Source organism: Rhizobium mesosinicum, assembly GCF_019511345.1.
Lineage (GTDB): Bacteria > Pseudomonadota > Alphaproteobacteria > Rhizobiales > Rhizobiaceae > Rhizobium > Rhizobium mesosinicum.
Genome location: NZ_JAEUAK010000001.1, coordinates 597,660 through 620,780, shown reverse-complemented (window position 1 = coordinate 620,780; position 23,121 = coordinate 597,660). Strand labels below are relative to the sequence as shown.

19 protein-coding genes are annotated in these 23,121 nt (G+C 60.9%); 15 read left to right on the top strand and 4 right to left on the bottom strand.

All coding sequences use genetic code 11. The features are described 5' to 3' along the window. Window positions 1–146: 146 nt before the first annotated feature. From JNB85_RS02850 to JNB85_RS02780, 15 genes are all read left to right on the top strand, one after another. Complete coding sequence (locus JNB85_RS02850; RefSeq protein ID WP_220332873.1) at window positions 147–1,781, top strand: ABC transporter substrate-binding protein; 1,635 nt, start codon at window positions 147–149, stop codon at window positions 1,779–1,781. A gap of 82 nt (window positions 1,782–1,863) precedes the next feature. Continuing rightward, entirely contained in the window at window positions 1,864–2,880 is a 1,017-nt protein-coding gene (locus JNB85_RS02845; protein WP_220332872.1) for an ABC transporter ATP-binding protein, read from the top strand. Next, the gene (locus JNB85_RS02840) at window positions 2,877–3,860 is read left to right on the top strand and encodes an ABC transporter ATP-binding protein (protein WP_220332871.1); all 984 of its coding nucleotides are present in this window, start codon (window positions 2,877–2,879) and stop codon (window positions 3,858–3,860) included. Before JNB85_RS02845 ends, JNB85_RS02840 begins: the two co-directional genes overlap by 4 nt. Window positions 3,861–3,870: 10 nt before the next feature. Next, window positions 3,871–4,800: an ABC transporter permease gene (locus tag JNB85_RS02835; protein WP_220332870.1), complete on the top strand. Its 930-nt coding sequence runs from the start codon at window positions 3,871–3,873 to the stop codon at window positions 4,798–4,800. 11 nt (window positions 4,801–4,811) lie between these two features. Beyond that, a complete protein-coding gene (locus tag JNB85_RS02830) occupies window positions 4,812–5,690 on the top strand; it encodes an ABC transporter permease (protein ID WP_220332869.1) in 879 nt (292 codons plus the stop codon). Window positions 5,691–5,722: 32 nt separating this feature from the next. Next, complete coding sequence (locus tag JNB85_RS02825) at window positions 5,723–6,463, top strand: glycerophosphodiester phosphodiesterase family protein (protein ID WP_220332868.1); 741 nt, start codon at window positions 5,723–5,725, stop codon at window positions 6,461–6,463. Between the two features lie 615 nt (window positions 6,464–7,078). Next, window positions 7,079–7,501 (top strand): ParB N-terminal domain-containing protein, encoded by a 423-nt coding sequence (locus tag JNB85_RS02820; RefSeq protein ID WP_220332867.1) that lies wholly within the window; start codon window positions 7,079–7,081, stop codon window positions 7,499–7,501. Beyond that, window positions 7,498–8,862: a Y4yA family PLP-dependent enzyme gene (locus tag JNB85_RS02815; protein WP_220332866.1), complete on the top strand. Its 1,365-nt coding sequence runs from the start codon at window positions 7,498–7,500 to the stop codon at window positions 8,860–8,862. The genes JNB85_RS02820 and JNB85_RS02815 overlap by 4 nt, the downstream gene beginning before the upstream one ends. A gap of 11 nt (window positions 8,863–8,873) precedes the next feature. Then, a complete protein-coding gene (locus JNB85_RS02810) occupies window positions 8,874–9,884 on the top strand; it encodes a cysteine synthase family protein (protein ID WP_220332865.1) in 1,011 nt (336 codons plus the stop codon). Beyond that, entirely contained in the window at window positions 9,881–11,023 is a 1,143-nt protein-coding gene (locus JNB85_RS02805) for an NAD/NADP-dependent octopine/nopaline dehydrogenase family protein (protein WP_220332864.1), read from the top strand. Before JNB85_RS02810 ends, JNB85_RS02805 begins: the two co-directional genes overlap by 4 nt. Next, window positions 11,020–12,900 (top strand): IucA/IucC family protein, encoded by a 1,881-nt coding sequence (locus JNB85_RS02800; RefSeq protein WP_220332863.1) that lies wholly within the window; start codon window positions 11,020–11,022, stop codon window positions 12,898–12,900. Before JNB85_RS02805 ends, JNB85_RS02800 begins: the two co-directional genes overlap by 4 nt. Further along, window positions 12,897–14,129 carry an MFS transporter gene (locus tag JNB85_RS02795; RefSeq protein ID WP_220332862.1) on the top strand — a complete coding sequence of 411 codons (1,233 nt, stop codon included), beginning with the start codon at window positions 12,897–12,899 and terminating at the stop codon, window positions 14,127–14,129. The genes JNB85_RS02800 and JNB85_RS02795 overlap by 4 nt, the downstream gene beginning before the upstream one ends. Then, a complete protein-coding gene (locus tag JNB85_RS02790) occupies window positions 14,126–15,286 on the top strand; it encodes an ABC transporter substrate-binding protein (protein WP_220332861.1) in 1,161 nt (386 codons plus the stop codon). Before JNB85_RS02795 ends, JNB85_RS02790 begins: the two co-directional genes overlap by 4 nt. Further along, the gene (locus JNB85_RS02785; RefSeq protein ID WP_220332860.1) at window positions 15,283–16,350 is read left to right on the top strand and encodes a FecCD family ABC transporter permease; all 1,068 of its coding nucleotides are present in this window, start codon (window positions 15,283–15,285) and stop codon (window positions 16,348–16,350) included. Before JNB85_RS02790 ends, JNB85_RS02785 begins: the two co-directional genes overlap by 4 nt. Next, window positions 16,344–17,096 (top strand): ABC transporter ATP-binding protein, encoded by a 753-nt coding sequence (locus tag JNB85_RS02780; RefSeq protein ID WP_220332859.1) that lies wholly within the window; start codon window positions 16,344–16,346, stop codon window positions 17,094–17,096. Before JNB85_RS02785 ends, JNB85_RS02780 begins: the two co-directional genes overlap by 7 nt. Window positions 17,097–17,123: 27 nt before the next feature. Here the strand turns inward: JNB85_RS02780 and JNB85_RS02775 are convergent, their stop codons facing one another. From JNB85_RS02775 to JNB85_RS02760, 4 genes are all read right to left on the bottom strand, one after another. Next, on the bottom strand, window positions 17,124–19,268 hold the full coding sequence (locus JNB85_RS02775; RefSeq protein WP_420852250.1) for a TonB-dependent receptor: 2,145 nt from the start codon (window positions 19,266–19,268) through the stop codon (window positions 17,124–17,126). Between the two features lie 789 nt (window positions 19,269–20,057). Next, window positions 20,058–20,804: a ribonuclease activity regulator RraA gene (locus JNB85_RS02770; RefSeq protein WP_220332857.1), complete on the bottom strand. Its 747-nt coding sequence runs from the start codon at window positions 20,802–20,804 to the stop codon at window positions 20,058–20,060. Between the two features lie 21 nt (window positions 20,805–20,825). After that, window positions 20,826–21,989, bottom strand: a complete 1,164-nt coding sequence (locus JNB85_RS02765) for a mandelate racemase/muconate lactonizing enzyme family protein (protein ID WP_220332856.1) — start codon at window positions 21,987–21,989, stop codon at window positions 20,826–20,828. 33 nt (window positions 21,990–22,022) lie between these two features. Next, window positions 22,023–23,120, bottom strand: a complete 1,098-nt coding sequence (locus tag JNB85_RS02760; RefSeq protein WP_220332855.1) for an ABC transporter ATP-binding protein — start codon at window positions 23,118–23,120, stop codon at window positions 22,023–22,025. Window position 23,121 lies beyond the last annotated feature (1 nt).

Here is a 23,121-nt window from a genome sequence, read left to right as displayed (position 1 = left end):
CGCGCTGGAATGGCTCTTCGCGGCTTCCGCGAGGGGCTGATGTAACCGAAACTTCATGAAGCCGTCAATCGGGTGACATGGAGCCGATCCTAAGAACCAGGGCCGCGAGCCGGGGAGCCCGCCGGTCAAGACACAAGGAGTTTCCGATGCTTTCGATCAATCGACGCGGCGCGCTCGGCCTGCTCGGCGCCACCGCCGGCACGCTCATTCTGCCGCGCACGGCCTTCAGCCAGGCCAAGCGTCCTTCCGTCACCATCGCCGTGCAGAAGATCACCAACAACAATTCGCTCGACGTCTATCACGAGCAGTCCAATGTCGGCGAGCGCATCTTCTTCCCCAACCTCTGGGAAGGTCTCATCCTGCGCGACTGGATGGGCAACCAGGGCCCGGTTCCGGGTCTTGCCACCGAATGGAAGCGCATCGACGACAAGACGCTCGAACTAAAGCTGCGCCAGGGCGTCAAGTTCCACAATGGCGATGAAATGACCGCCGAGGACGTCGCCTTCTCCTTCTCCAGGGAGCGCGTGTTCGGCAATACGGAGCCTGCCGGCGGCAAGACCATCTTCGAAGACGATCACAAGCCGACGACCGCCAAGGAACTGCCGGCTTCCATGCCCGGCACCGGCCGTCGTCTGTGGCCGGCGCTCGCCGGCATCGAAATCATCGACAAGTACACCGTGCGCCTGCACAACGCGACGCCTGACGTGACGCTGGAAGGCCGCCTCTATTCCGCCGGCAGCCAGATCACCAACCGCCGCGCCTGGGATGAAGCTGCGAGCTTCACCGATTGGTCGCGCAAGCCGGTCACGACCGGCCCCTATATGGTCTCCGAGTACAAGCCCGACGTTTCGCTGACGCTCGTCGCCTTCGACGAATATTGGGGCGGCCGCCCGCCGCTCGAGCAGATCCGCTTCGTCGAAGTTCCCGAGGTCGCAGCCCGCGTCAACGGCCTGCTTTCAGGCGAATACGATTTCGCCTGCGACCTGCCGCCGGATCAGATCGACGCCGTCCAGGCTGCTCCGGGCTATGAGATCCAGAACGCGACGATCTGGAACCACCGCGTTTCGGTCTTCAACATCCAGAACCCGATCCTCGCCAACCCGCTGGTGCGCCGAGCCATGACGCACGCCATCGACCGTCAGGCGATCGTCGATGCGCTGTGGGCCGGCAAAACGGTCGTCCCGGCCGGCCTCCAGTTCGAATCCTTCCGCGGCTCCGACATGTTCATCGAAGGCTGGGCGCCTCCGGCCTACGATCCCAATCTCGCCAAGGACCTCTTGAAGCAGGCCAATTACAAGGGCGATGCGATCCCTTACCGCCTGCTCAACAATTACTACACGAACCAGACGGCCAACGGCCAGATCATGGTCGAGATGTGGAAGCAGGTTGGCCTCAATGTCGAGATCGAGATGAAGGAAAACTGGGCGCAGATCCACGATACCGCAGGTGTGAAGGGCGTGCGCGACTGGTCGGCCTCCAATACGATCAACGATCCGATCACGCCGCTGGTCGTGCAGTTCGGCCCGAATGGCGACGCCCAGCAGAAGAAGGAGTGGACGAACGAGGAGATGAACAAGCTCTCCGTCGTCATGGAAACCTCCACAGACCGGGCGCAGCGCAAGAAGGCGATCGCCCGGATGCTCGAAATCGCCGAGCGCGAAGACCCGGTCTATCAGGTCCTGCACCAGAATGCCGTCTTCACCGGCATGAAATCGTCGCTGAAGTGGAAGGCCGCTCCGGCCTTCGCCATGGACTTCCGCGCCACCAACTGGTCGATCTGATCGGCTCGTCACTGCGGTCTCCGGCGGCGGAAGGGCTGCCGGAGATCCTCTTTTTGGTGCAAGCAAAAAGCGGGGATGAAAGATGGGCGTGACCGGCTCCAATCTGGTGGAATTGCGTGACCTCACGGTCGCCTTCGACGGCGTGCAGGTTCTCCACGGCATCGATCTCGATGTCGCAAGAGGCGAGGCGCTCGGCCTCGTCGGCGAATCCGGCTGCGGCAAGTCGGTCACCTGGCTTGCGGCGCTCGGCCTTCTGCCGGGCAAGGCCAGCGTTTCCGGCTCGGTGCGGCTGGAGGGCAACGAGCTCATCGGCGGATCGCGCGCGGTGCTCGAAAGCGTGCGCGGCGGCCGCATCGCGATGATCTTTCAGGATCCGTCAAGCTCGCTCAATCCGGTGCTGCGCATCGGCCGGCAGGTTTCCGAGGCGCTGTCGGTCCATCGCGGGCTGAAGGGCGAGGCGGCAAAGGCCGAGGCGCTCCGGCTGATCGATATGGTCGGCATTCCCGACGCGCGCCGCCGCTTCGATCTCTACCCGCATGAATTTTCCGGCGGCCAGTGCCAGCGCCTGATGATCGCCATGGCGCTCGCCGGTCAGCCCGATCTGCTGATCGCCGACGAACCGACCACCGCGCTCGATGCGACGATCCAGGCGCAGATCCTCGATCTCTTGATCCGCCTTCGCGCCGAAACCGGTATGGCGACCGTCTTCATCAGCCACGATCTCGGCGCCGTCAGCCAGGTCTGCGAGCGGGTCTGCGTCATGTATGCCGGGCGCATCGTCGAGGAGGGGAGTGTGGAACAGCTCTTCTCCGAGCCGCGCCACCCCTATACGCGCGGCCTGTTCGACGCCATTCCGCGCCTCGACGGCGGCCGCGAGCGCCTGATCCCCATTCCCGGCACCGTTCCCAATCCGAAACATCTGCCAGAAGGCTGTTCCTTCTCGCCGCGCTGCTCGCGCGTCGTGGAGGCCTGCCGTAGCGAGCGCCCGCCGCTCGTCTCCCTCGATGGCGGCCGCAAGCTTGCCTGCACGCGGCCGGTGCCTGTCGCTGCTGTCGCCGAGAGCGTGAAATCCCGTATCGCCGAAGGCCTGCTGCAATGACGCCGCTCATCGAAGCCCAGGATCTCGTCCGCATCTATCAGATCCGCCACGGCCTCTTCGGCCGCCCGACGCCGGTGCGCGCCGTCGATGGTGTTTCGCTCTCGGTCATGCCGGGCGAAACGATCGGCATCGTCGGCGAATCCGGCTCCGGCAAATCGACGCTCGGGCGCATGCTGCTCGGCATCGACGACGCGCAGGAAGGCAGCGTTCGCTTTCAGGCGCGCCCCATGCCGGCGCGCAACACCGCGGAATGGCGCGCCTTGCGCTCGAAGATGCAGCTCGTCTTCCAGGATCCGCTTGCCGCGCTCGACCGCCGCCTGACGATTGCCAGGCAGATCGCCGAGCCGCTGGATATCCACAAGCTCATCCCCAGGCAGCACCAGCCTGACCGGGTGGCGGAACTGATGCGGGCCGTCGGCCTGCGCGCCGACCAGGCCGATCGTTATCCGCACGAGCTTTCGGGCGGCCAGCGCCAGCGCGTGGTGATCGCCCGTGCACTCGCCTCGCGGCCGAAGCTCATCGTCTGCGACGAGCCGGTCTCGGCGCTCGATGTCTCTATCCAGGCGCAGGTGGTCAACATGATGCGGGACCTGCAGGAGAAAAACGGCATCGCCATGGTCTTCATCAGCCACGACCTGAAGGTGGTGCGCAACATCGCCGACCGTGTAGCGGTCATGTATCTCGGCCGCATCGTCGAGGAGGCTCCTTCCGACGCCATTTTCCGCACGCCGCAGCACCCGTACACGAAGGCGCTGGTATCAAGCGTGCCCGTTCCCGGCAAGCGGCTCGAAGGCCGCGTCATCCTGCAGGGCGAGCCGCCGAACCCGGCCAATCGCCCCTCGGGCTGCGCCTTCCATCCCCGCTGTCCGCTGGCGCGCGACATCTGCCGTTCCGTCGTGCCGGAACTCGTTGATATCGGCGAGGGGCGCACTGCCGCCTGCCATGTCGTGGCGGGCGAAACCACGCCGGTCGCGGCATAGGGAGGGTTCCATGATCCGTTTCGTTCTCGTGCGCCTGTTCCGTGCGGTGCTCACCGTCATGGCGGTCGTCACCTTCGCCTTCGTCGTGCTGCGCATGTCGGGCGATCCTGCGACTGTCATGCTCGGGCCTGACGTGCCGAAGGAGTCCGTCGATGCCTTCCGCAAGGCATGGGGCCTCGACCAGCCGCTGTGGATTCAATATCTCGCCTATATCAGGTCGATCTTCACGGGCGATTTCGGCGTCTCGATGCGCGACAAGGCCTCCGCGCTCAACCTGGTGCTGGAACGCGTGCCGGCGACGCTGCAATTGACCATCCCTGCGCTCATCCTCAAGCTCATTTTCGGCATTCCCTCAGGCGTCTATGCGGCGCTGCACCGGCAGAGTTTTTCGGACCGCGGCGTCATCCTGCTCGCCGTGCTCGGCTTCACCATTCCCTCCTTCGTCATGGGACTGCTGCTCGTCCTGGTCTTCTCCGTCATCCTCGGCTGTCTGCCGTCCGGCGGGCAGGATACCTGGATGCACGGCATCCTGCCGACGCTGACGCTCAGCATCGGTGGCATCGGCATCCTTGCCCGCTTTTCGCGCAGCGCCATGATCGAGGTGATGGGCCAGCCCTATATCCGCACCGCCTCGGCCAAGGGGCTGACATGGCGCGACGTGGTCTGGAACCACGCATTGCCGAATGCGGCGGTGCCGATCGTCACGATCGTCGGCTTCATGGTCGGCTCGCTGATCGCCGGTGCCGTCGTGGTGGAATCGATCTTTTCCTGGCCCGGCATCGGCCGGCTGCTGGTGGTTTCGGTCACCAATCGCGATCTCGCGGTCGTGCAGTGCATCCTTTTGATCATCGCCGTCGCCATGGTCGTCTCGAACCTCGTCGTCGACCTGCTCTACGGCTGGCTCGATCCGCGCCTTCGCTCGCATGCGGCCGCACATTGAGGAGAAAACCGATGGCAACCGTCGATCTCGCCGCAACATCGGCTTCCGCAAAGCCCAACCGCCTCGTCTCCTTCCTGCGCCGCAACCTGCCGATCTCGGTGGCGTTCGGCCTGCTGTGGCTGGCGGCAATGGTGCTGATCGCTCTCTTCGCCGATACGATCCGGCCGTTCAACATCACGGCCATGGATCTTGGCAGCCGGCTTTGGGGGCCGGGCGGGCTGAAGCACCTGCTCGGTACGGACGAACTCGGCCGCGACGTGCTCTCGCGCCTCATCCAGTCGATCCGCGTTTCGCTCGTCATCGCCTTCTGCGCGACGATCCTCTCGGCCGTCTTCGGCACGCTGCTCGGGTTCCTGGCGGCGCGGTTCCGCGGCTTCGTGGAGCATCTGGTGCTGATGCTTGCCGATTTCCAGGCGGCACTTCCCTTTCTCATCATGTCGCTGGCAGTGCTCGCCTTCTTCGGCTCCTCCATGCTGCTGCTCGTCTGCCTCATGGGTTTCTACGGCTGGGAGCGCTATGCGCGCATCGCCCGCGGCCTTGCGATCGCCGCCGGCGCCCAGGGCTATGCGGCGGCCGTGGTGCAGCTCGGTGCGAGGCCTTCGCGGGTCTACCTGCATCATATCCTGCCGAATGTCGCCTCGACGCTGATCGTTTCTATGACGCTGACCTTCCCCGAGATCATCCTGATGGAAAGCGGTCTTTCCTTCCTCGGCCTCGGCGTGCAGCCGCCGGAAACCAGCCTGGGCAACATGGTGGGCTTCGGACGCGAATATCTGACGCGCGCGCCGTGGATCATGCTGGCGCCCTCCGTCGTCATCATGCTGACGACGCTGTCGATCTCGCTCGTCGGCGACTGGCTGCGCGACAAGCTCGACCCGACGATCCGCTAATGCTCTGAAATGATATAGTGAAGGGATATTCCATGACGCGCATCACCGGCCATCGCGGCGCCCGCAACCTCTGGCCCGAAAACTCGCTCACCGGCTTCCGCAACGCGATCACGCTTGGCGTCGACGCCATCGAATTCGACGTGCACCTGACGCGCTCGGGTGAACTCGTCGTCATCCACGACGCCACACTGGAGCGCACTGCCGAAGGCTCAGGCCCGGTGCAGAACCTGTCGGGCGAAGCCCGCAAGGCCACGCTGTTGAAGGGTACGGACGAGGCGATTCCTACACTCGGCGAGGTGCTCGAAGTCCTCGGCCCAAACAAGGGCATCGACCTGCATGTCGAGATCAAGATCGACGAGACCGGCAAGGCCTATCCCGGGATCGCCGCGCGCGTCGCAGCCGACCTTGCCCGCTTCGATGTCGGCGAGCGCTCCTACCTGACCTCCTTCGACACGTCCGTGCTGGAGGATTGCCGCCTTCATGCGCCTGATGTCTCCCGCCTCGTCTCCGTCAATGCCGCCTGGGCCGAGAAGCAGGGTGGGCTTGCCGCCTTCATCGACCGCGTGGACGGACTGGTGGAGATCGTCGCCGTCCATCACGAACTGATGGAAGCCGAATGGGATCTGATCCGCAGCCGGCTGCCGATGGAGCGGCTCTGTGTCTGGACCCTCAACGATGAGCCCGGCATCCGCCACTGGCTGGAACGCGGCATTGGCAGCCTGACCTCGGACAGCCCGGATCTGGCGCTGAAACTGCGAGCGGGCGTCGCCTGAGCTGCCACCTTGCCAAGCGTCGGCAGGATCATCCAGATCGACGACCAGCGCAGCGAAGTCTCCGATCAGTTGCGCCAGCGAGAAGCGGTTTTCGGTGAATTTTCCGAGAGACTGGTCTCCACGAGGACGAGCTGCGGCAACATCGATTGCGCTGGCGAAGCAAATAACAGTGGCGGTAGTTCGTATCCCTTCAACTGCAAAGGGGACGAGGGACGAGTCCCACGTCAAACTCCGTCCTGCCAGGATCCTCGGGCGGTCGGCTTGTTGCGCCGACAGCGTTCCTGGCGCAGGCGCCCTGATGAGCGCTCTCCGGACACCGTGGGATCAAGCCAATCGGCTTAGGCGCTCTGTTCCAGGATGATGACCTGAAGGTCGTGACATGGCGCGGTGCCAGGGCACCGGCTTCCATCGCAAAGGCAATCGCAAAAGCCGTTGCAGTCCAGCGCGTTGATGCTCCGTAACGCTCCGCTCTCAGCGGAAATTGGTAGGCAGAGTAAAAACCCCTCGTTGACAGATTTGTCATGATCGCGTTAAGGGTGCGATATAACATGAGTATAAACATCAAGTTTTCGACACAATTTTGGTCAAATAAGACAACGAAAGGTGGCTGAAACCATGAAGTTCCGTCTGCTATCCCCGCATAAGTTGATTCCAACCGAGGAAACAGATGCACGGAGGGTTGATGAAGTTCATGGCCTCATTTCCACGGCCGGTTGCTGGACAGTGCCGATCATGGTGGAGAAGGACGCGCTTTTCGTGATGGACGGCCATCACCGTTTGGAAGTGGCGTTCCGGCTTGGACTGCGTGCTGTTCCAACCGTTCTCCTCGACTATAGGAGCGTACGCGTCGAAGCCTGGAGGCCCGGTGAGACGATCACGCCGGCCGACATTTACGACATGGCCCGCAACCGACAAAAATTCCCGATCAAAACCACCCGCCACATTTTCCTGAATGACCTCCCGGCGTGCGATGTGAACCTTGACGATCTTCGACAGTGGTACGAGCCACTCGATAATTCGGAGAGGCTCGCTGGATGACGTCGCACATCATCCCGGTCACGGGGACGGAACTGTCTCCAATTCTCTCTCCTCTTGCTGCCGACATTCTGACCGCGAGCGCGCCGCGCCTGCACAAATGGACCGAGCAATACGGATCTCCGCTTCACCTCGTGCTTCCTTCGGAGCTCAACGCAAATGTCGAAGCCCTGCGCCACGTTCTCGACGAACGGGGAATCGGACACGCGATCTACTATGGTTCGAAAGTCAACAAATCCTCCGGCCTGATGCAGGCCGCACTCGGGGCAGGCGCAGGCATCGACGTGTCAAGTGTTTACGAGCTTCGTGATGCCGTAAAACTCGGGGCTCAGGGCAACGACATTGTGGCGACCGGTCCCGCAAAGACGGCGCAATTTCATGACGAACTCGTCCGCATCGGTGCTCTCATCTGCGTGGACAGTCCGGAGGAACTGACCGACATATCGAAGCGCCTGCCAAACGATGGGGTCAAGCAGCCTGTCCTTTTGCGACTGCAGCCGAAAGGTCATGAAAAAAGCCGTTTTGGCATGGCTGCCGACAAGGTGCGAGCATGCCTGTCGCGCGTCGCCACCGATGATCGTTTTCGATTCGACGGCATACATTTCCATTTGAGCGGATACCGCTGGCAAGATCGGGCGGTTGCGTTTGAGGAGGCGGTCAAGCTGGTGGAGGAAGCACGCGCGATCGGGCTTTCTCCCAAAATGATCGATATCGGCGGCGGTCTGCCGGTCCAATATGTGTCTGAGACGGCATGGGAAGAACATCTGCAGCGCCAAAGCGCCGATGATTTTCGGACGGGCAAGGTTCCGGCTTCCTTCTATCCCTACGGCGGTCCGCAATCTGCGGCGGCGTGGCTTGCCTGCTTTTTGGGCGCGCCACTGTCGTCAGGCCAGACGATCGATGACTATCTCAGGCAGCACGAACTAACGCTCGCCATGGAGCCGGGACGGTTCCTCGTCGATCAAGCGGCGATTTCAGCTTTCCGTATCACGCGCGTGAAGGATCTCGGCGACGGAAATGGTGTGATTTTTGTCGAAGGCAGCAGTTTCAGCGCCTGCGAGACCTGGTTTGCTTCCGAATTCATGGTGGATCCGATCCTGCTGCGCCAGAACGACCGGGCGCGCGCGGGCGAGCCCTTCCAGGCCTATATAGCGGGACATAGCTGCCTCGATGAAGACGTCCTGAGCAATCGCTGGCTTGGCTTTCGCGACGTTCCGGAGGCCGGAGACCTCCTCGTCTGGGCCAATACCGGCGGCTATCAGATGGATCTCCTCGAAAACGAGTTTCATCGCCACCCGATGCCCAAGCGGCTGTGCGTAACAAAGAGCGCAGCCGGTGAACTATCGATCTATCCCGATAACTAGGAGAGGACACCATGCTTCCCACGAATGTGACCCAATTGATTGGGCGTACCCCCGTTATGTCGATCGAGATCCCGAACCGGAATTCCATCCTGGTTTTGAAGATAGAAAAGAACAATCCCGGCGGTTCGATGAAGGACCGCATGGCGCGCAGCATGGTCGTGGCCGCCTTGCAGGACGGCCGGCTTGCCCCGGGAGGCACGATTGTCGAATCGTCTTCGGGAAACACCGGTATCGGCCTGGCGTTGGCGGCGGTTGAGTTCGGGTTGAATTTCATTGCCGTCGTGGACCATCATGCCGCGCCCGACAAGATCCGCATGATGCGCGCGATCGGCGCCGAAATCCGCTATGTCGAAGGGGACTTCAGGGAAGATGAAGTCGCCGTCGTCGCCCGGCAGAGGCTGGCAGCGCAGCTCGGCGCGCAACTGCCGGGCGCCATGTTCATGAACCAGTCCGACAATCCTGCCAATCCGGAAGGTTATGCTGACTATGTTGACGAACTGATGGAGCAGCTTCCCGATGGCATCGACGCGTTTGTGGGATGCGTCGGTACCGGCGGGTCGATGACGGGCATTTCGCAGCGGCTGAAGCAGCGCTTGCCGGCGATTCGCACGATCGCAGTGGAGCCTGCCGGCTCCATCGTGTTCGGACAACCGGGACATCCCTATTACCAGTCCGGAACCGGCACCCCGGCCGGCGATGAGGTCGGCAAGGTCCTCGACTATAGCTGCATTGACGAGGGCGTACAGGTTACCGATCAGCAGGCATTCGAAACGGCCCGCTATATTGCGCGTCGCAAAGCATTGCTGGTTGGCGGATCGACAGGCGGGGCGATCTATAAGGCTCTCGAATTCATCGCTTCCGGCAAATTGCAGGGGACCGTCGTGACGACCGTCGCCGATGGAGGGGAGAAATATCTCGGTTCGGTCTTCGACGACGAGTGGATGGCAAAGCGCGGCCTGTTCGACCCGTCGATTGCCGCAAAGCTCGATGCGTGGCTTTCCGGGCAGGCGCGCGCGGCATGAAGGTCACAATATGCGGGGCCGGGCGAACCGGCCATCTGAATGCCGTCCTGTTCAAACAAAACGACGGCGTGGACGTATCCGTTTTGACATCGTCGGCCGAGCTTGCCGATAAATGGTCGAGCGGAGAGCGGGTCTGGCGAGCGAATCTGCCTGAAGGCAGCGTTCTGACGGGACGGATCGACCATGTCGGTACCGATCCGCAGGCGGCACTGGCCGATGCGGATCTGGTCGTCGTGACGCAGCCTGCTCAGGCGCGCCCCGCGCTCCTGCAGCAGATTGCGCCGCATCTGCCAGGCAATAAGCGGGTCTTCGTCGGAGCCGTTCCGGGATTTTGCGGATTCGACTGGCTGGCCGAGGCTGCGTTCGCTGATCGCGAGAACGTCGTGATCTGGGGGATGAAAGACGTTCCCCATACCGCCCACAATCTCCTGGCGGGCAGCGAAGTGCGCATGGGCGGCGCGAAGGCTCAGCTCTATGCGGCGCTTCATCGTCGCGAGGTGGCTGCTGCCAAACAAGAGTTGTCGGATATGCTCGGTCGGCTCTACGAAGCGCCGATCATTATCCTCGACGACTATCTCGAGATTACACTGACCCCAGGCAACGCGTTGATGCATCCGGCTGTCCTCTACGGGCTGGTCGGCCCCGGTGCCCCGTGGGAGGAACAACCCTTCGATGAGCCGATCTGCTGGTGGAGCGACTGCCCGCGCTCCGGCGCGGAAATGCTGGAAGCCTGCGATGCCGAAAATCAGGCGCTCAAACATGCCGCCGAAAAGCGGCTCAAAGTCGATCTGGCAAGCGTAAAGCCGCTTCGGCAAGAGTTGATCGAGGCCTATGGCGACCAGATCGGCGATGACAGTACCATGTATTCCCTGCTGAGAACGAACAGCGCCTATGCCGGAATCCGTGCACCGCTCGTTGCCAACCCTGACGGACCGGGACTTGTCATCGATCGGGAAAGCCGCGCCTTTCATGAAGACATTGCCTTCGGTCAGGCCCTCCTCCTGGAAATAGGCAAGCGCCTCAATGTGCCGGTACCCGCCATCGAAACGACCTACCGTTGGGCGCGGGCCTATCACGGCAATCTGCCGCAGCCACCTCTGAATTTTGTTCCCGTGAAATGGGCGGAGGCAATCGGATGAATGAAACTATCGTCACGTCCTACGCGGGGGCGAGAGAAACGCTCGACTCGCAATTCCACCAACAGGCACGGCATAATGCTTTGGCGCGACTCGTGCGATGCCTATTTGCCGAGCGCATCCTCAATCCCGAAGCCTTGCTTTGGTCCGACGACGGCAGACAGGCATGGCTTCCGTTATGGTCCGCGAGAAAGGTTCTCTATTTCGTAGACCTGCGGCGGTTGCCGGCGAATACGATGCTGAACCGGGGTGCGATCGAAATCATCGATGAAAGGGGCAGGCGGCGACTGCTGAAAGGACCAGCCGACCTGGTTGCAGAAAGCTCATCGGATTGGGCGGTTGAGCCTGCCTCGGACGGGATTGCGCGCCTGCTCGCCGACATCGACAACAGCGTGCAGAACGACGCGCTGATCCGTCGTCACCGCCAGGACTGGATTGCTTCGCTCAGCCGGAAGATAGAAACCGACGGCGACACCGGCCTCATCGCCCATCTTCGCCGTACACGCCCCGTCCATCAGGCCGCCATGGTGCTGGACCAGTGGGGATCATTGGAAGGACATCCATTCTATCCGACCTGGAAATCGAAGCCCGGTCTGTCGGCACAGGAAGTAGAGGCCCTGTCGCCAGAGTTCGGTGCGCGCGTCAATCTGCGGATAGCCGCGCTACGGCAGGATTGGGCCTATGTGGAGATGATGCCCCATGTAGACAGCTATAACGACTGGTTCTGCGACAACTATCCGGAACTCTGGGAGGCTTGGGCGAAAGCTTTGATCGAAAAAGGGCAAACGCCCGCGGACTGGCTGCCCTTGCCGATCCATGCCTGGCACCTGGACCATTTTGTTCGCCGTGAATTTGCCGACGAGATCGCTTCCGGCGTGCTTGTAGTCGAGGGACCGGAGATCGCCACAATCCCCTCCATGTCCTTTCGCACGATGTTGCCGGACCTGGAAGACGCAAGGCCGTTCATCAAATTGCCCGTCGCAGTCTGGATGACGAGCGAAATGCGCACCTTACAGGCGAAGTCCATTCACATGGGTCCGAGGCTCAGTACTCTCATCTCCGATATTCTCGCTGCCGATGAAGCCGTTGGCGGCGATCTTGAGTTCTTCCGCGAAGAACTGGGCGCGATCCTCCACCATCCTGAAACCGGCGATGAACATCCGGGCCGTTTTCTCTCCGTTGTCTATCGCGAGGCGGACGGAATCGCACGAAAAGACGGTCTGATGCCCGTCACCGTGGCCGCCTTGCTTGCGGCAAGTCCCGTCGATGGTCGGCCGCTGATCTGCGAATTGATCGCGTGCATGGGCAATGGTCGGCCAGCTGCCGCAGAGTTTTTTCGCAATTATGCCGAGGTCGTTCTCAGGCCAACGATCGCCATGTATCTTTTGTATGGTATCGCCTTTGAAGCTCACCAGCAGAATAGCACGGTACTCTTCGATCCGTCTGGGCGCCCGCAGCGGCTGCTCATTCGCGACTTCGGTGATGGCCGAAGCTTCGCCCCGCTGTTCGAGGCGCGAGGTTATTCGCTGAAGCCGTTCAGCCGCGCCGGCATCTTGCCGACCACCTTCAATGACGACATCGCTCTTGTTCGCTCGTTCGTCATCGATGCCTGCTTCGTCTGCCATCTTCACGAAGTGGCGCTTTGCGTGAACGAACACTTCGGGCTCAGCGAAGCTTGGGCGATCCTTAGACAGCAGACTGAAGATGCTTTTGATCAAGTACGAGCACGCATGCTGTCGGACGCATTTTGGCTGGAAGAGCGGGAGGCGTTTCTGAAACGCCCCTGGCCGACACGATCTGTCTTGCGCATGCATCTCGAGCGATATCGCAACTATCGCCTGGAGCATGAACTGCCGAACCCGCTGACGGAAACGCCATGACGGGGACTATCGCAATTATCCGAGGCTTCGGGTCGGTCTTTGCTATTCTCTTTGGTCTGCAGTTCGTTTCCATGGGCGCCATGGAGATGAGCGGTCCGTTCTGGCCGCTGCGTATTGAGGAATTGTCGTCCTCCGGCGGATTGTTCGCATTGGCTGGAATCGGGGTCTATGTTTGCCCCATGGTGGGCGTCTCTCTTACCAGCGCGCTGTGGGGGCGGATGGGTGACCGCTACGGCAATCGCCTTATGATGGTCAGAGCGCTTGCGGGGCTCGCGATTACCCAGCTGCTTGTTTCCTTTGCCCAGCACGTCTGGCTGATCCTGCTCCTGCGATTTCTGCAGGGATGTTGTGCCGGCTATATCGCGCCGGCCCAGGCCTACGGCATCCAGGTTACGGGCGGCCGCAATCGCGGCGTGCTTTTGACCTGGCTTCAGGTGGCGACCAATGTCGGTTCGCTCGGCGGTGCGTTTCTGGGTGGCCTCATCCTGGATGCATCCTCCTTTACGGCGATCAACCTGACGGCCGGCTTCATCTGTGCTGCCTGTGCCGTGACCGCCTTTGCGATCCTGCCTCATCCCGTTGGAGAGACCAACCGGGCCGCCCGCGATCGCATCGGGCAAGATCAAGCTTCCAAAGCCCGATCCACAGTACCCGTCTGGGGCCTGTTGGTACTGACCGGGATGATGCTTGCCAGTCGAATGGTCTTGCAGGTGCCTTTCGCGCTGTACATGGACGAGGTGTTTCACGCACCCTACTGGGTCACCGGCTTCAGCTACGGCCTTCTGGCGCTCGGCTTTGTCGTGGCAGCGCCGCTCTGGGCGCAGTTTTTCAACGATCGTTCGACAAGCTTCATCCTCGTTTGGATGGCGCTTGTTGCTGGTGGCTGCTCGTTGCTTACCACTCTTGCAGGCCTGACGCGCTCCGTTGAATATTTCGCTGTCATCTATTTGTTGTGGGGCGGCTTGCTGGGCGGAACGACACCCATCCTCGTGGCGCTCGTTTCTGCAGCTGCAGCCGATGGCCGTCAGGGTTCAGTGCTAGGCACCGCCCAGTCCTGGCAACAGATCGCTTCCGTGGCGGGGATCGCCATCGGCGCCGGCGTGAGCCAGATATTCGGACTTACAAGCGTCTACCCTCTCGTCTCGCTGCTTTATGCAGCATCCCTGTTTGCTGCCGTCGGCCTTTGGTTTTCCGCCCGCCCGCGCCTACCTGTTGGAGATCCCCTGTGACCCGCCTTCGCCTCTACGCGTTTACGATCGTCCTGTTTCTGACGTCGCTTGCTGCTCTGACTGCTCGAGCCGACACTGATTCAGTGTCGCAAACCACGATCACCGTCAAAGATATCGCCGGGCGGGACGTGCAGATTAATGTTCCCGTCCGCCGGATGCTGCTTGGAGAAGGCAGGCAGCTCTACCTGGTCGCCTCGCTTGACAGGGAGGATCCGCTGCAGCGCATCGTCGCGTGGCGTAACGACCTGATCGAAGCCGATCCCGCCACCTACAAGCAATATCTCGACAAATTCCCCGATCTTGCGAAATTGCCGACCTTCAAGGGAAACGAAGGAAGTCTGATCGACATCGAATCCGCTATCGTGAAGAAGCCCGATGTGGTTCTCCTCAACCTTGAAGCCAAACAGGCCAACGAAGACGCTCAGTATATCGAGAAACTCGCATCGCTCGACATACCGGTTCTCTACATCGATTTCCGGCATTACCCGCTTCAGAATACGGATCCCACGATCCGGCTGCTTGGCAAAATCATGGGACGCGAGGCGCGAGCAGAAGACGTGATTGCATTCCGCAGAGAGGCGATGGCTCGCGTCGAGGATGTGCTTGCCAGGACCAAGCCGGAGCGTCCGAAGGTTTTCATCGAGCGCATCGGCGGATATTCCGAGGACTGCTGCCTGTCATTCGGCGCCGAGAATTTCGGCAAATATGTAGATCTGGCCGGCGGCCATAATATCGGCAGCGATTTTCTGCCCTCGACATTCGGACAGCTGAGCCCTGAGCAGGTGGTCGTCTCCAATCCCGACCATGTCATCGTCACCAGCGCCGACTGGCAGGCCTACGTGCCCGGCGGCCGCTGGATTCCGGTCGGCCCGAATGCAGATCTGGATGCCTCGAGGAAGAAGCTGGAATGGTTCACGACGCGCGATGCTTATGCCGGGACAACGGCACAGACGAAGCGTAATTTCCATGCTATCTGGCATCAGTTTTACAACAGCCCCTATGAATTTATCGCGGTCCAATGGATTGCAAAGTGGCTCCATCCCGATCTCTTCGCCGATCTCGACCCGGACCGGACATTTGCCGAATATCACAAGCGCTTCCTGCCGATCTCCTTTCAACCCGGCTATGCCGTCAGCCTCGATACCCAAGCGCCATGACCGAAACCACGACAACCATCAGCCATGTCGATGCGGTCGGCCGCTATCGCCTCGCCAACCTCAGAAAATATGTCGTCCTTTGTCTGCTGCTTGCCGCGGCACTCCTCGTGTTTCTCGCTGACATCGCCACCGGCCCGGCCTGGTATGGACTGGACGATGTGCTGAAAACCGTGCTGATGCCCGCGGATGCGCAGCCTCAGATGCGCGTCGTGATCTGGTCCATTCGAATGCCGTCAGCCCTCATGGCTGTGGTCGTCGGAATGGCGCTGGCAACCGCCGGCGTCCAGATGCAGACGGTGCTCAACAACCCGCTCGCGAGCCCGTTCACGCTTGGCATTTCATCGGCAGCAAGCTTCGGCGCGGCGCTCGCTCTTGCTTTTGGGCTGTCCTTCATACCGGTCGCCGGCGACTATATCGTCGCGGTCAACGCCTTCATCATGGCGCTCGGATCCGCCCTCGTCATCCATTCCGTAGGGTTGCGGCGTGGAAGCTCGGTCCAGACGATCGTCTTGCTCGGTATCGCGCTGGTGTTCAGCTTCAATACCGCGTTGGCAATCGTCCAGTATTTTGCAAATGATCAAGCTGTTGCCGCCATCGTCTTCTGGACGATGGGCAGCCTGACCAAGGCAACCTGGCCGAAGCTTGCCGTGACGGTCGGCGTCCTGATTCTCACCATTCCCGTCTTTGTTTATCGGCGTTGGCAGTTGACGGCGCTTCGGCTCGGAGAGGCGCGAGCGGCATCCTTCGGAATCCCCGTTCGCCGCCTTCGGCTGGAAACGCTCGTGCTGATATCGCTCTTGTCGTCCATCCCGGTGGCCTTCGTCGGAACGATCGGCTTTGTCGGACTTGTGGCGCCACACATTGCGCGGATGCTTGTCGGCGAGGATCAGCGGCACTTGCTTCCTGCCAGCGCCATGATCGGAGCCCTGATCATGTCATCCAGTTCCACCGTGGCGAAGGTTCTCGTGCCGGGTGCGGTCTTGCCGATCGGCGTCATCACCGCCGTCGTAGGCCTGCCGGTCTTCTTCTATCTTATCCTGAAGGGAGGCCGCGAAACGTGGTAGTCCTCAGCACTGAAGCCCTGGGAGCTGTCTACGGCGCCCGTCCCGTCCTCAGCGACGTGTCATTGCCTCCGTGCCACGGAGGGGAAATCGTCGCGCTGATCGGAGCCAATGCAGCCGGCAAATCAACGCTTCTGCGCCGCATAGCCGGCATCCTTCCAGGTGCCGGAGAATGTCGCCTGGCGGGTGTCGACGATCGCGAAACAGCGATCGCCTATATGCCGCAGGATCAGGTGAGCGGAGCGGCCTTGACCGTCTTCGAAGCTGTGCTGTTGGCGCGCAAGCAGACCAGCGGCTGGAAGCTCGCCGACGCCGATCTCCATGAGGTCGAGCAGGCATTGGCCGCCCTGCAAATTGCCGATCTTGGGTCCGAATATGTTTCGGAACTGAGCGGCGGTCAGCGCCAGCTCGTCGCGCTCGCACAATGCGTCGTCCGCGCTCCGACGGTCCTGCTTCTCGACGAGCCGACGAGTGCCCTTGATCTCCATCGTCAGTTCGACGTCATGAGGCATGTAAAGTCGCTGGCAAAGGAAAAAGGACTGCTCGTCATCATCGCGGTCCATGACCTGAATCTGGCGATGAAGTTCGCCGACAAGATCGCCATTCTTGCACATGGAACGCTGCACGCGTTCGGTCCTGTCACTGAAGTGCTGACCCCAGGAAATCTCGAGACGGCATTTCGTGTAAAAAGCCGTCTCGAGAGATGTTCTCAAGGCAAGCTTCACCTGATCGTCGATGACGCAGTGTGAAGCCTGCCTTGGCTGCTTTCAACCGCCTCAGAAGTCCGTGGTCATCGATACCTTGAAGGTGCGCGGCGCGCCTTGGGCGATGGTGCTGAAGCTTGCCACCCCAGACCAGTAGTCCTTGTCGAAGACGTTTTCGACGGAGGCCCGGAAGGTGACGGGCCTTTTTTCGATCTCCGTCTTGTAGCGAGCGCCGAGGTCGAGGCGCGTCCAGGAAGGGATCTTCAGCGTGTTCGTCGTATTGATATATTGTTCCCCGGTGTGAATGACATTGGCCGTCAGCGTCAGGCCTTCCAGGAAAGACGCGTCCCATTCCGCCCCGATATTGGCCTGGACCTTGGGTACGCCGATCGGGCGCTTACCACGGGTCGAAGCGCTCGATGTATTCGTCAGCTCGCCATCCATCAGCACCAAGCCGCCAAGCAAGCGCAGGTCATCCGTCACCTCGCCAAACACGTTGAATTCAACGCCGCGGTTGCGCTGCTCCCCGCCGGCGGTGAAGATCTGGCCGCTGCCGCTTGGCTCCAATTGGCCGAAGGGCTTCTCGATCTGGAAGGCGCTGACGGTCATGGCAATCTGCCCGAGGTCGATCTTGGTGCCGATCTCGTATTGGGTCGTCTTGTACGGAGCGAGTGTTTCGCCCGCATTGATGGCCGTGGTGGGAGCCGTATCGCCTATGCTTAGCCCCTGCGCGTAATTGGCATAGAAGGAAACCTCGTCCCAGGGGCGGACAACAAGGCCAACGAGCGGCGTGACGGCGTCTTCATCCGAAGACGACGAGATAGCACCTGTTGCTGTGTTGAAGTTCTTCGAGTCGATCTGCTGGAAGCGCCCGCCAAGCGTCAGTTGCACGCGCTCGTCCAGCATCGACAAAGTGTCCGAAAGGCCGATGCCGGAGAGGCTGGCTTCCGAAACCTTCGGCACTGAGCTGGGATCAGCGACGAACTGCTCGATACGACGGACAGGGTCGTACATATTGCTCATCTGAGCAGTGCCTGAAATGATCGCACGATCGAGGCTCTGGTGGAGATAACTCGCCTGGAGGGTCATTGTGTGGGAGATCGGCCCGGTGTCAAACTTGGCACGGATACCCGTTTCTGCCGTCAGTCTGTCGACATCGAACACCGCATTCTGTGGCGTGATGCTGACGTCGCCGGCCGAGTTCAGGATAGTGGGCAGGCCAAAAAGGCGATGCACGTGAGAATTGCCGCCACCCACGGCGCCAAACCAGGTAATATCGTCGGTCAGATCATATTCGACCCTGCCCAGAACCGAGCGGTCCGCGCTCTTCGACCACTCCCACGGCTCCTGAACGTTGAGCGATCCGTCAGGTGCATCCGGCACGATCAGGCCGGAGGTTTGAAGGAAAGGACGCTGAGGCGCGTCGAACGTTTCGCGCTGTCCGATCACGTCGAGTGTCGCCCGGAGATTTTCCCCTTGATAATCAAGAGCCAGGGCTCCGACGTAAAAGTCGCGCGTCTGATCGTCTATCGGGGTGTCACCACCGTGGACGCTGCCGTTCAAGCGAATGCCAAATTGCCGTTCATCCCCAAACCGGCGCGACATGTCGACGTGCACCCCGCCCTGGAAGTCGGAAGCGTAATCTGTCGTTAGTCGCGTCAAATCCTCATCGAGCGCCCGCTTCGGAACGATGTTAATCGTGCCGCCGACGGCGCTGTTGGGAGAGATGCCGTACAGGAAAGCTGTCGGACCCTTTAGCACCTCGACCCGCTCGGCATACTCGGTGAAAACCCGGTAGGTGGGTGCGATCCCATAGATCCCATCAAACGCAATTTCGCCGGCGTTGCCTTCGCCGACCGGAAAGCCTCTGATGTAGAAAGAATCCAACATACCCCCGGACGAGTGGGTGTTCCTGACCGACGGATCGTTGTCCATCACTTCGCCCACGGTCTGCGCACCGTGGTCTTCGATTGTCTGGGATGTATACCCGGTCACATTAAAGGGGGTCTCCATAAAATCCCGATTCCCCAAAGCCCCCAGGCGCGCGCCCTTGGCGACCTGTCCGCCTGCATAGTCTTCCGGCAAGGTTCCGATTGTCGAAGTGGCGTCTTTCTTCGTGCTGATCACTATCGGTGCCAACTCGGTGACACTTTGCCCGTACGCGGAACCGCTTGCCACAGCGGTCATAACGACCGTGCAACCCAATAAGAATTTCATGCAAAAATCCCCTAACTAATCGTCGCCTGACCCCGCGAGCCGAGACCATCAGCATAAAACCGCTAAATAACATGATTATCTAAGTCAAGATTTATGAGGCGTATATTTTTTCGAAGGGGTAGGGCAATCGCTCCAGAGATCCATCACGTCGCTGGCAGGCGCGTGCAGCGCCTGCTGCCGTCCACGGTGAACGCGCGGGCTGCCCTGCGCAGTTTTTGGGAAGTCTCCTTAGACGCCGCCTTTTTCTCCCCCTGCATCCGCGCCACCGAGCCGCCGCACGAAGTCCGCGAAGAAGAGCAGGCGCCTGTTATACATCGTAATCGAGAAAGGCAGGCAGACCATGCAGACAGCATGACATTCGAATCATGCAAGACAAGTCGCCATAGATGCGCACGAAGGACAGCAGGATAAGATTGGAACCCTTATTCGCAGCATTGCGCGCCCAGATCGGCCCCGTTCAAATTCGATGCCCCTCGTCGTTTTCGGCTGACCATTTCACATGCCGCAGCAAATGCGCCTGGCTGGCGATCGCAACCCGCCGCGTTGCGAGTGCAAAATAACCGGACAGCCACAGGTCTTGACTGAGGAAGCGCGAGATCTTCCGCCCGCTGCGAGCACGCCACCGATTTTTCCAGCTTCTGCTTTCAAGTGGACGCCATAAAAATTTCAAATCGGCACACATCGACTTTCAATCAGTCAATGCATTAGCCGGCGGCGAAATTCGACTCCGTGCTTCCTATGTAGACGCCGGCGATACATCAGTCAGCGCCCGCTAAGGTAATCCATCGGCTAAGCTATTCCCGGGCGTTTTGTTTTGCGCCACTCTTCGTATTCTTCGCGGGCATCGTCATGCAGCGGATAGTAGCGCTGCAACGACCCACCCTCCATAAGCTTCAGCCGAGAGAACTCCTCCCATTCATGATGCTTTTGCGACTCCTCGATGACTTTCGAGGCCATAGCGACCGGAAGCACCACCACTCCGTCGTCGTCGGCGACGATGATGTCGCCGGGGATGACCGTGACACCGCCACAGGCAATCGGAACGTTGACGGCGTTGGGATAAATGCTGGTCTGCACATGGTAGTTGGGTGTCCAGCCGCGCAGCCAGAGGGCGAGATCGAGCTTTTCGACATTGGGCCGATCGCGCATGCAGCCGTCGATCACGATACCGGCACCGCCTCTTCCTTTGAAATAGGTCGACATCATATCGCCGAAGACGCCGGAGCTCATGTCGCCGCGCGCGTCGACCACGACCACGTCGCCCTCCTGCGCGTGATAGAGCACGTGCCGGTGCAACTGCGTCTCCGGATCTGCATATTCCCCCTCGTTGAAAAGGTCCGGCCGCTGCGGCAGGAATTGAAGCGTCAGCGCTGGGCCGACGATGGACTTCCCGCGGCTCTGCGATACGGGACCGACCATGTGCGGATTGCGGAAGCCCATGTGGCCGAGCGTACCGGCAATGGTCGCGGCGCCGATCTCCTTCAGTGCGTCGATCAGCTCTCTGGGCGGTCGCGTAATATCGGGCGTGTGAGTCATTTTAGGCTCCGGTGGATGAAACTACCAATTGGTGACAGAACCGTCGCGGCGCTTGAGGTGAGGTGCTTCCCAGAACCGAAAGCTCTCCGCCTTGATTGCTTCTTCGTTGACCTCGACGCCGAGCCCCGGCAGGTCGCTGACCGGATAGTCCGGGCCGTCGAGCCGTGGTTGCACGGGGAAGAAGTCGGAATTGTCGAAGCCTAGCTTTGCTTCGGGCGCTCTGGTCTCGAGCCAAGCGAAATTGGGGACCGCGGCGGCGAGATGGATGGTCGCAGCCGTGCAGACCGGTCCAAGGGGATTGTGCGGCATCAGGTCGACATAGTGCGCCTCGCTCCAGCCAGCGACCTTCATCGCTTCGGTGAGCCCGCCAACATTGCAGACATCGAGCCGATTAAACTGATGGATGCCACGCTCGATGTAGGGCAGGAACTGCCACTTGCTGGCAAACTCCTCTCCGATGGCAAACGGTATGTCGGTCATCCTGCGCAGGGATTCGTAGGCTTCGGGTGTCTCGTCTCGTATCGGCTCCTCGAGAAAATCAAGCACGCCACGGCCGAGCTTGTTGCAGAAGCTCGCCGCCTCTGCCACCGACAGCCGATGATGATAGTCGATGCCGACAACGACGTCGTCGCCGAGGGCCTCGCGCGCCTTGCTCAGCATGCGTGCAGTAGGCCCGACCGACTCCCGCGGCTCGAAGATGTCGTTGCTGCTTTGCCCGATGGGGAAGAAGCGGATCGCCTGCCACCCCTGTGCATGGAGTTCGCGGGCGCGTTCGATGGCAACATCGCCCTCGGCCTCGTCGCCTGTCGAGGCGAAGGTCGGGATGCGGTCGCGCTGCTTGCCGCCCAAGAGTTCGTAGGCCGGCACGCCCAGCGCCTTGCCCTTGATGTCGTGAAGGGCAATGTCGATGGCGGAAATCGCCGCCTGCAGAACACGACCGCCTTCGAAATATTGGCTGCGATAAATTTCCTGCCAAATCCGGCCAACCTGCATCGGGTCTCGACCGATGAGAAATTCGCGATAGTGCTCGATCGCGCCGGTCACGGCCTTCTCGCGACCGCTCAGGCCGCTCTCACCCCAGCCGAAGATGCCCTCGTCGGTCTCCACCTTGACCAGCATCTGGTTGCGAGTTCCTACCCATACCGGGTAGGGCTTGATCGCCGTGATTTTAAGCTTCGCAGTCATCCACGCCCTCGTTTCACGCGCATCCGCGTGGTCTCAGTTGGCCTTGAGGGCCATTTCCGTTTCGCCGTCGAACAGATGCATCCGCTCCTGATCGAACTCGAGCCAGATCTGTTCGTCGGGCGTGACGGCAATGGTCGGCGGCACGCTGACATTGACGATGGCGCCGGACAAGAACGCCTGCACGAAGGTCACATCTCCGGTCGGCTCCACCGTGTAGGCCTTGGCAGGGACGCTTCCCGGCATCGCACTCTTGTGCAGCTTGATCGTCGAGTGGCGTGCGCCGAGCACGACTTTCTTGGTGGATGACCTTGCGACCTTCTGGGCGTTGCGTGGCGAGAGTTCGAGGCGCCAGCCCTCCGCGCTGGTCAACACGGTCTCGCCGCCTGCCGTTGACGCCTCCAGTGGGACAAGGCTCATCGCCGGACTGCCGACGAAGCTGGCGACGAACATGTTCACCGGATGGGCAAAGACCTGCGCCGGAGTATCGTATTGCTGCAGATAACCGCCGTTCATCACCGCCATCCTGTCGGCCATGGTGACTGCTTCGAGCTGGTCGTGCGTCACATAGATGATCGTCGCCTTGAGGTCCTGGTGGAAACGCTTGATCTCTGAGCGCATCTGTACGCGCAGCTTTGCGTCGAGGTTGGAAAGTGGTTCATCCATGAGGAATACTGCCGGATCGCGAACCAGGGCACGGCCGAGCGCCACGCGCTGCTGTTGCCCGCCCGAAAGTTCGCGTGGTTTGCGCTCTAGCAGCTGCGTCATGTCGAGCACGCGCGCTGCTTCCCTGACCTTCTTGTCGATCTCGTCCCGTGGCAGTTTGCGCATCTGCAGCGGGAAGGCCAGATTTTTGTAGACCGATTTCTGCGGATAGAGCGCGTAGTTCTGGAACACCATTGCAATGTCCCGGTCCTTGGGGTCGAGGTCGTTGACCACCCGGTCGCCGATGACGATGTCGCCCGATGTGATGGGGATGAGCCCTGCCACAAGATTGAGCGTGGTTGTCTTGCCGCAGCCTGAAGGGCCGACGAGCGCAACGAATTCGCCGTCATTGACCGTCAGCGAAACATCGTTGACAGCTTTGAAGGCGCCATAGGTCTTGACCAGATCTTTGAGGACCACGTGGGCCACA

Coding starts and splice junctions, on each gene's coding strand:
- JNB85_RS02850 (WP_220332873.1), top strand. CDS start 147: ATGCTTTCGATCAATCGACGCGGCGCGCTCGGCCTGCTCGGCGCCACC.
- JNB85_RS02845 (WP_220332872.1), top strand. CDS start 1,864: ATGGGCGTGACCGGCTCCAATCTGGTGGAATTGCGTGACCTCACGGTC.
- JNB85_RS02840 (WP_220332871.1), top strand. CDS start 2,877: ATGACGCCGCTCATCGAAGCCCAGGATCTCGTCCGCATCTATCAGATC.
- JNB85_RS02835 (WP_220332870.1), top strand. CDS start 3,871: ATGATCCGTTTCGTTCTCGTGCGCCTGTTCCGTGCGGTGCTCACCGTC.
- JNB85_RS02830 (WP_220332869.1), top strand. CDS start 4,812: ATGGCAACCGTCGATCTCGCCGCAACATCGGCTTCCGCAAAGCCCAAC.
- JNB85_RS02825 (WP_220332868.1), top strand. CDS start 5,723: ATGACGCGCATCACCGGCCATCGCGGCGCCCGCAACCTCTGGCCCGAA.
- JNB85_RS02820 (WP_220332867.1), top strand. CDS start 7,079: ATGAAGTTCCGTCTGCTATCCCCGCATAAGTTGATTCCAACCGAGGAA.
- JNB85_RS02815 (WP_220332866.1), top strand. CDS start 7,498: ATGACGTCGCACATCATCCCGGTCACGGGGACGGAACTGTCTCCAATT.
- JNB85_RS02810 (WP_220332865.1), top strand. CDS start 8,874: ATGCTTCCCACGAATGTGACCCAATTGATTGGGCGTACCCCCGTTATG.
- JNB85_RS02805 (WP_220332864.1), top strand. CDS start 9,881: ATGAAGGTCACAATATGCGGGGCCGGGCGAACCGGCCATCTGAATGCC.
- JNB85_RS02800 (WP_220332863.1), top strand. CDS start 11,020: ATGAATGAAACTATCGTCACGTCCTACGCGGGGGCGAGAGAAACGCTC.
- JNB85_RS02795 (WP_220332862.1), top strand. CDS start 12,897: ATGACGGGGACTATCGCAATTATCCGAGGCTTCGGGTCGGTCTTTGCT.
- JNB85_RS02785 (WP_220332860.1), top strand. CDS start 15,283: ATGACCGAAACCACGACAACCATCAGCCATGTCGATGCGGTCGGCCGC.
- JNB85_RS02775 (WP_420852250.1), bottom strand. CDS start 19,268: ATGAAATTCTTATTGGGTTGCACGGTCGTTATGACCGCTGTGGCAAGC.
- JNB85_RS02770 (WP_220332857.1), bottom strand. CDS start 20,804: ATGACTCACACGCCCGATATTACGCGACCGCCCAGAGAGCTGATCGAC.
- JNB85_RS02765 (WP_220332856.1), bottom strand. CDS start 21,989: ATGACTGCGAAGCTTAAAATCACGGCGATCAAGCCCTACCCGGTATGG.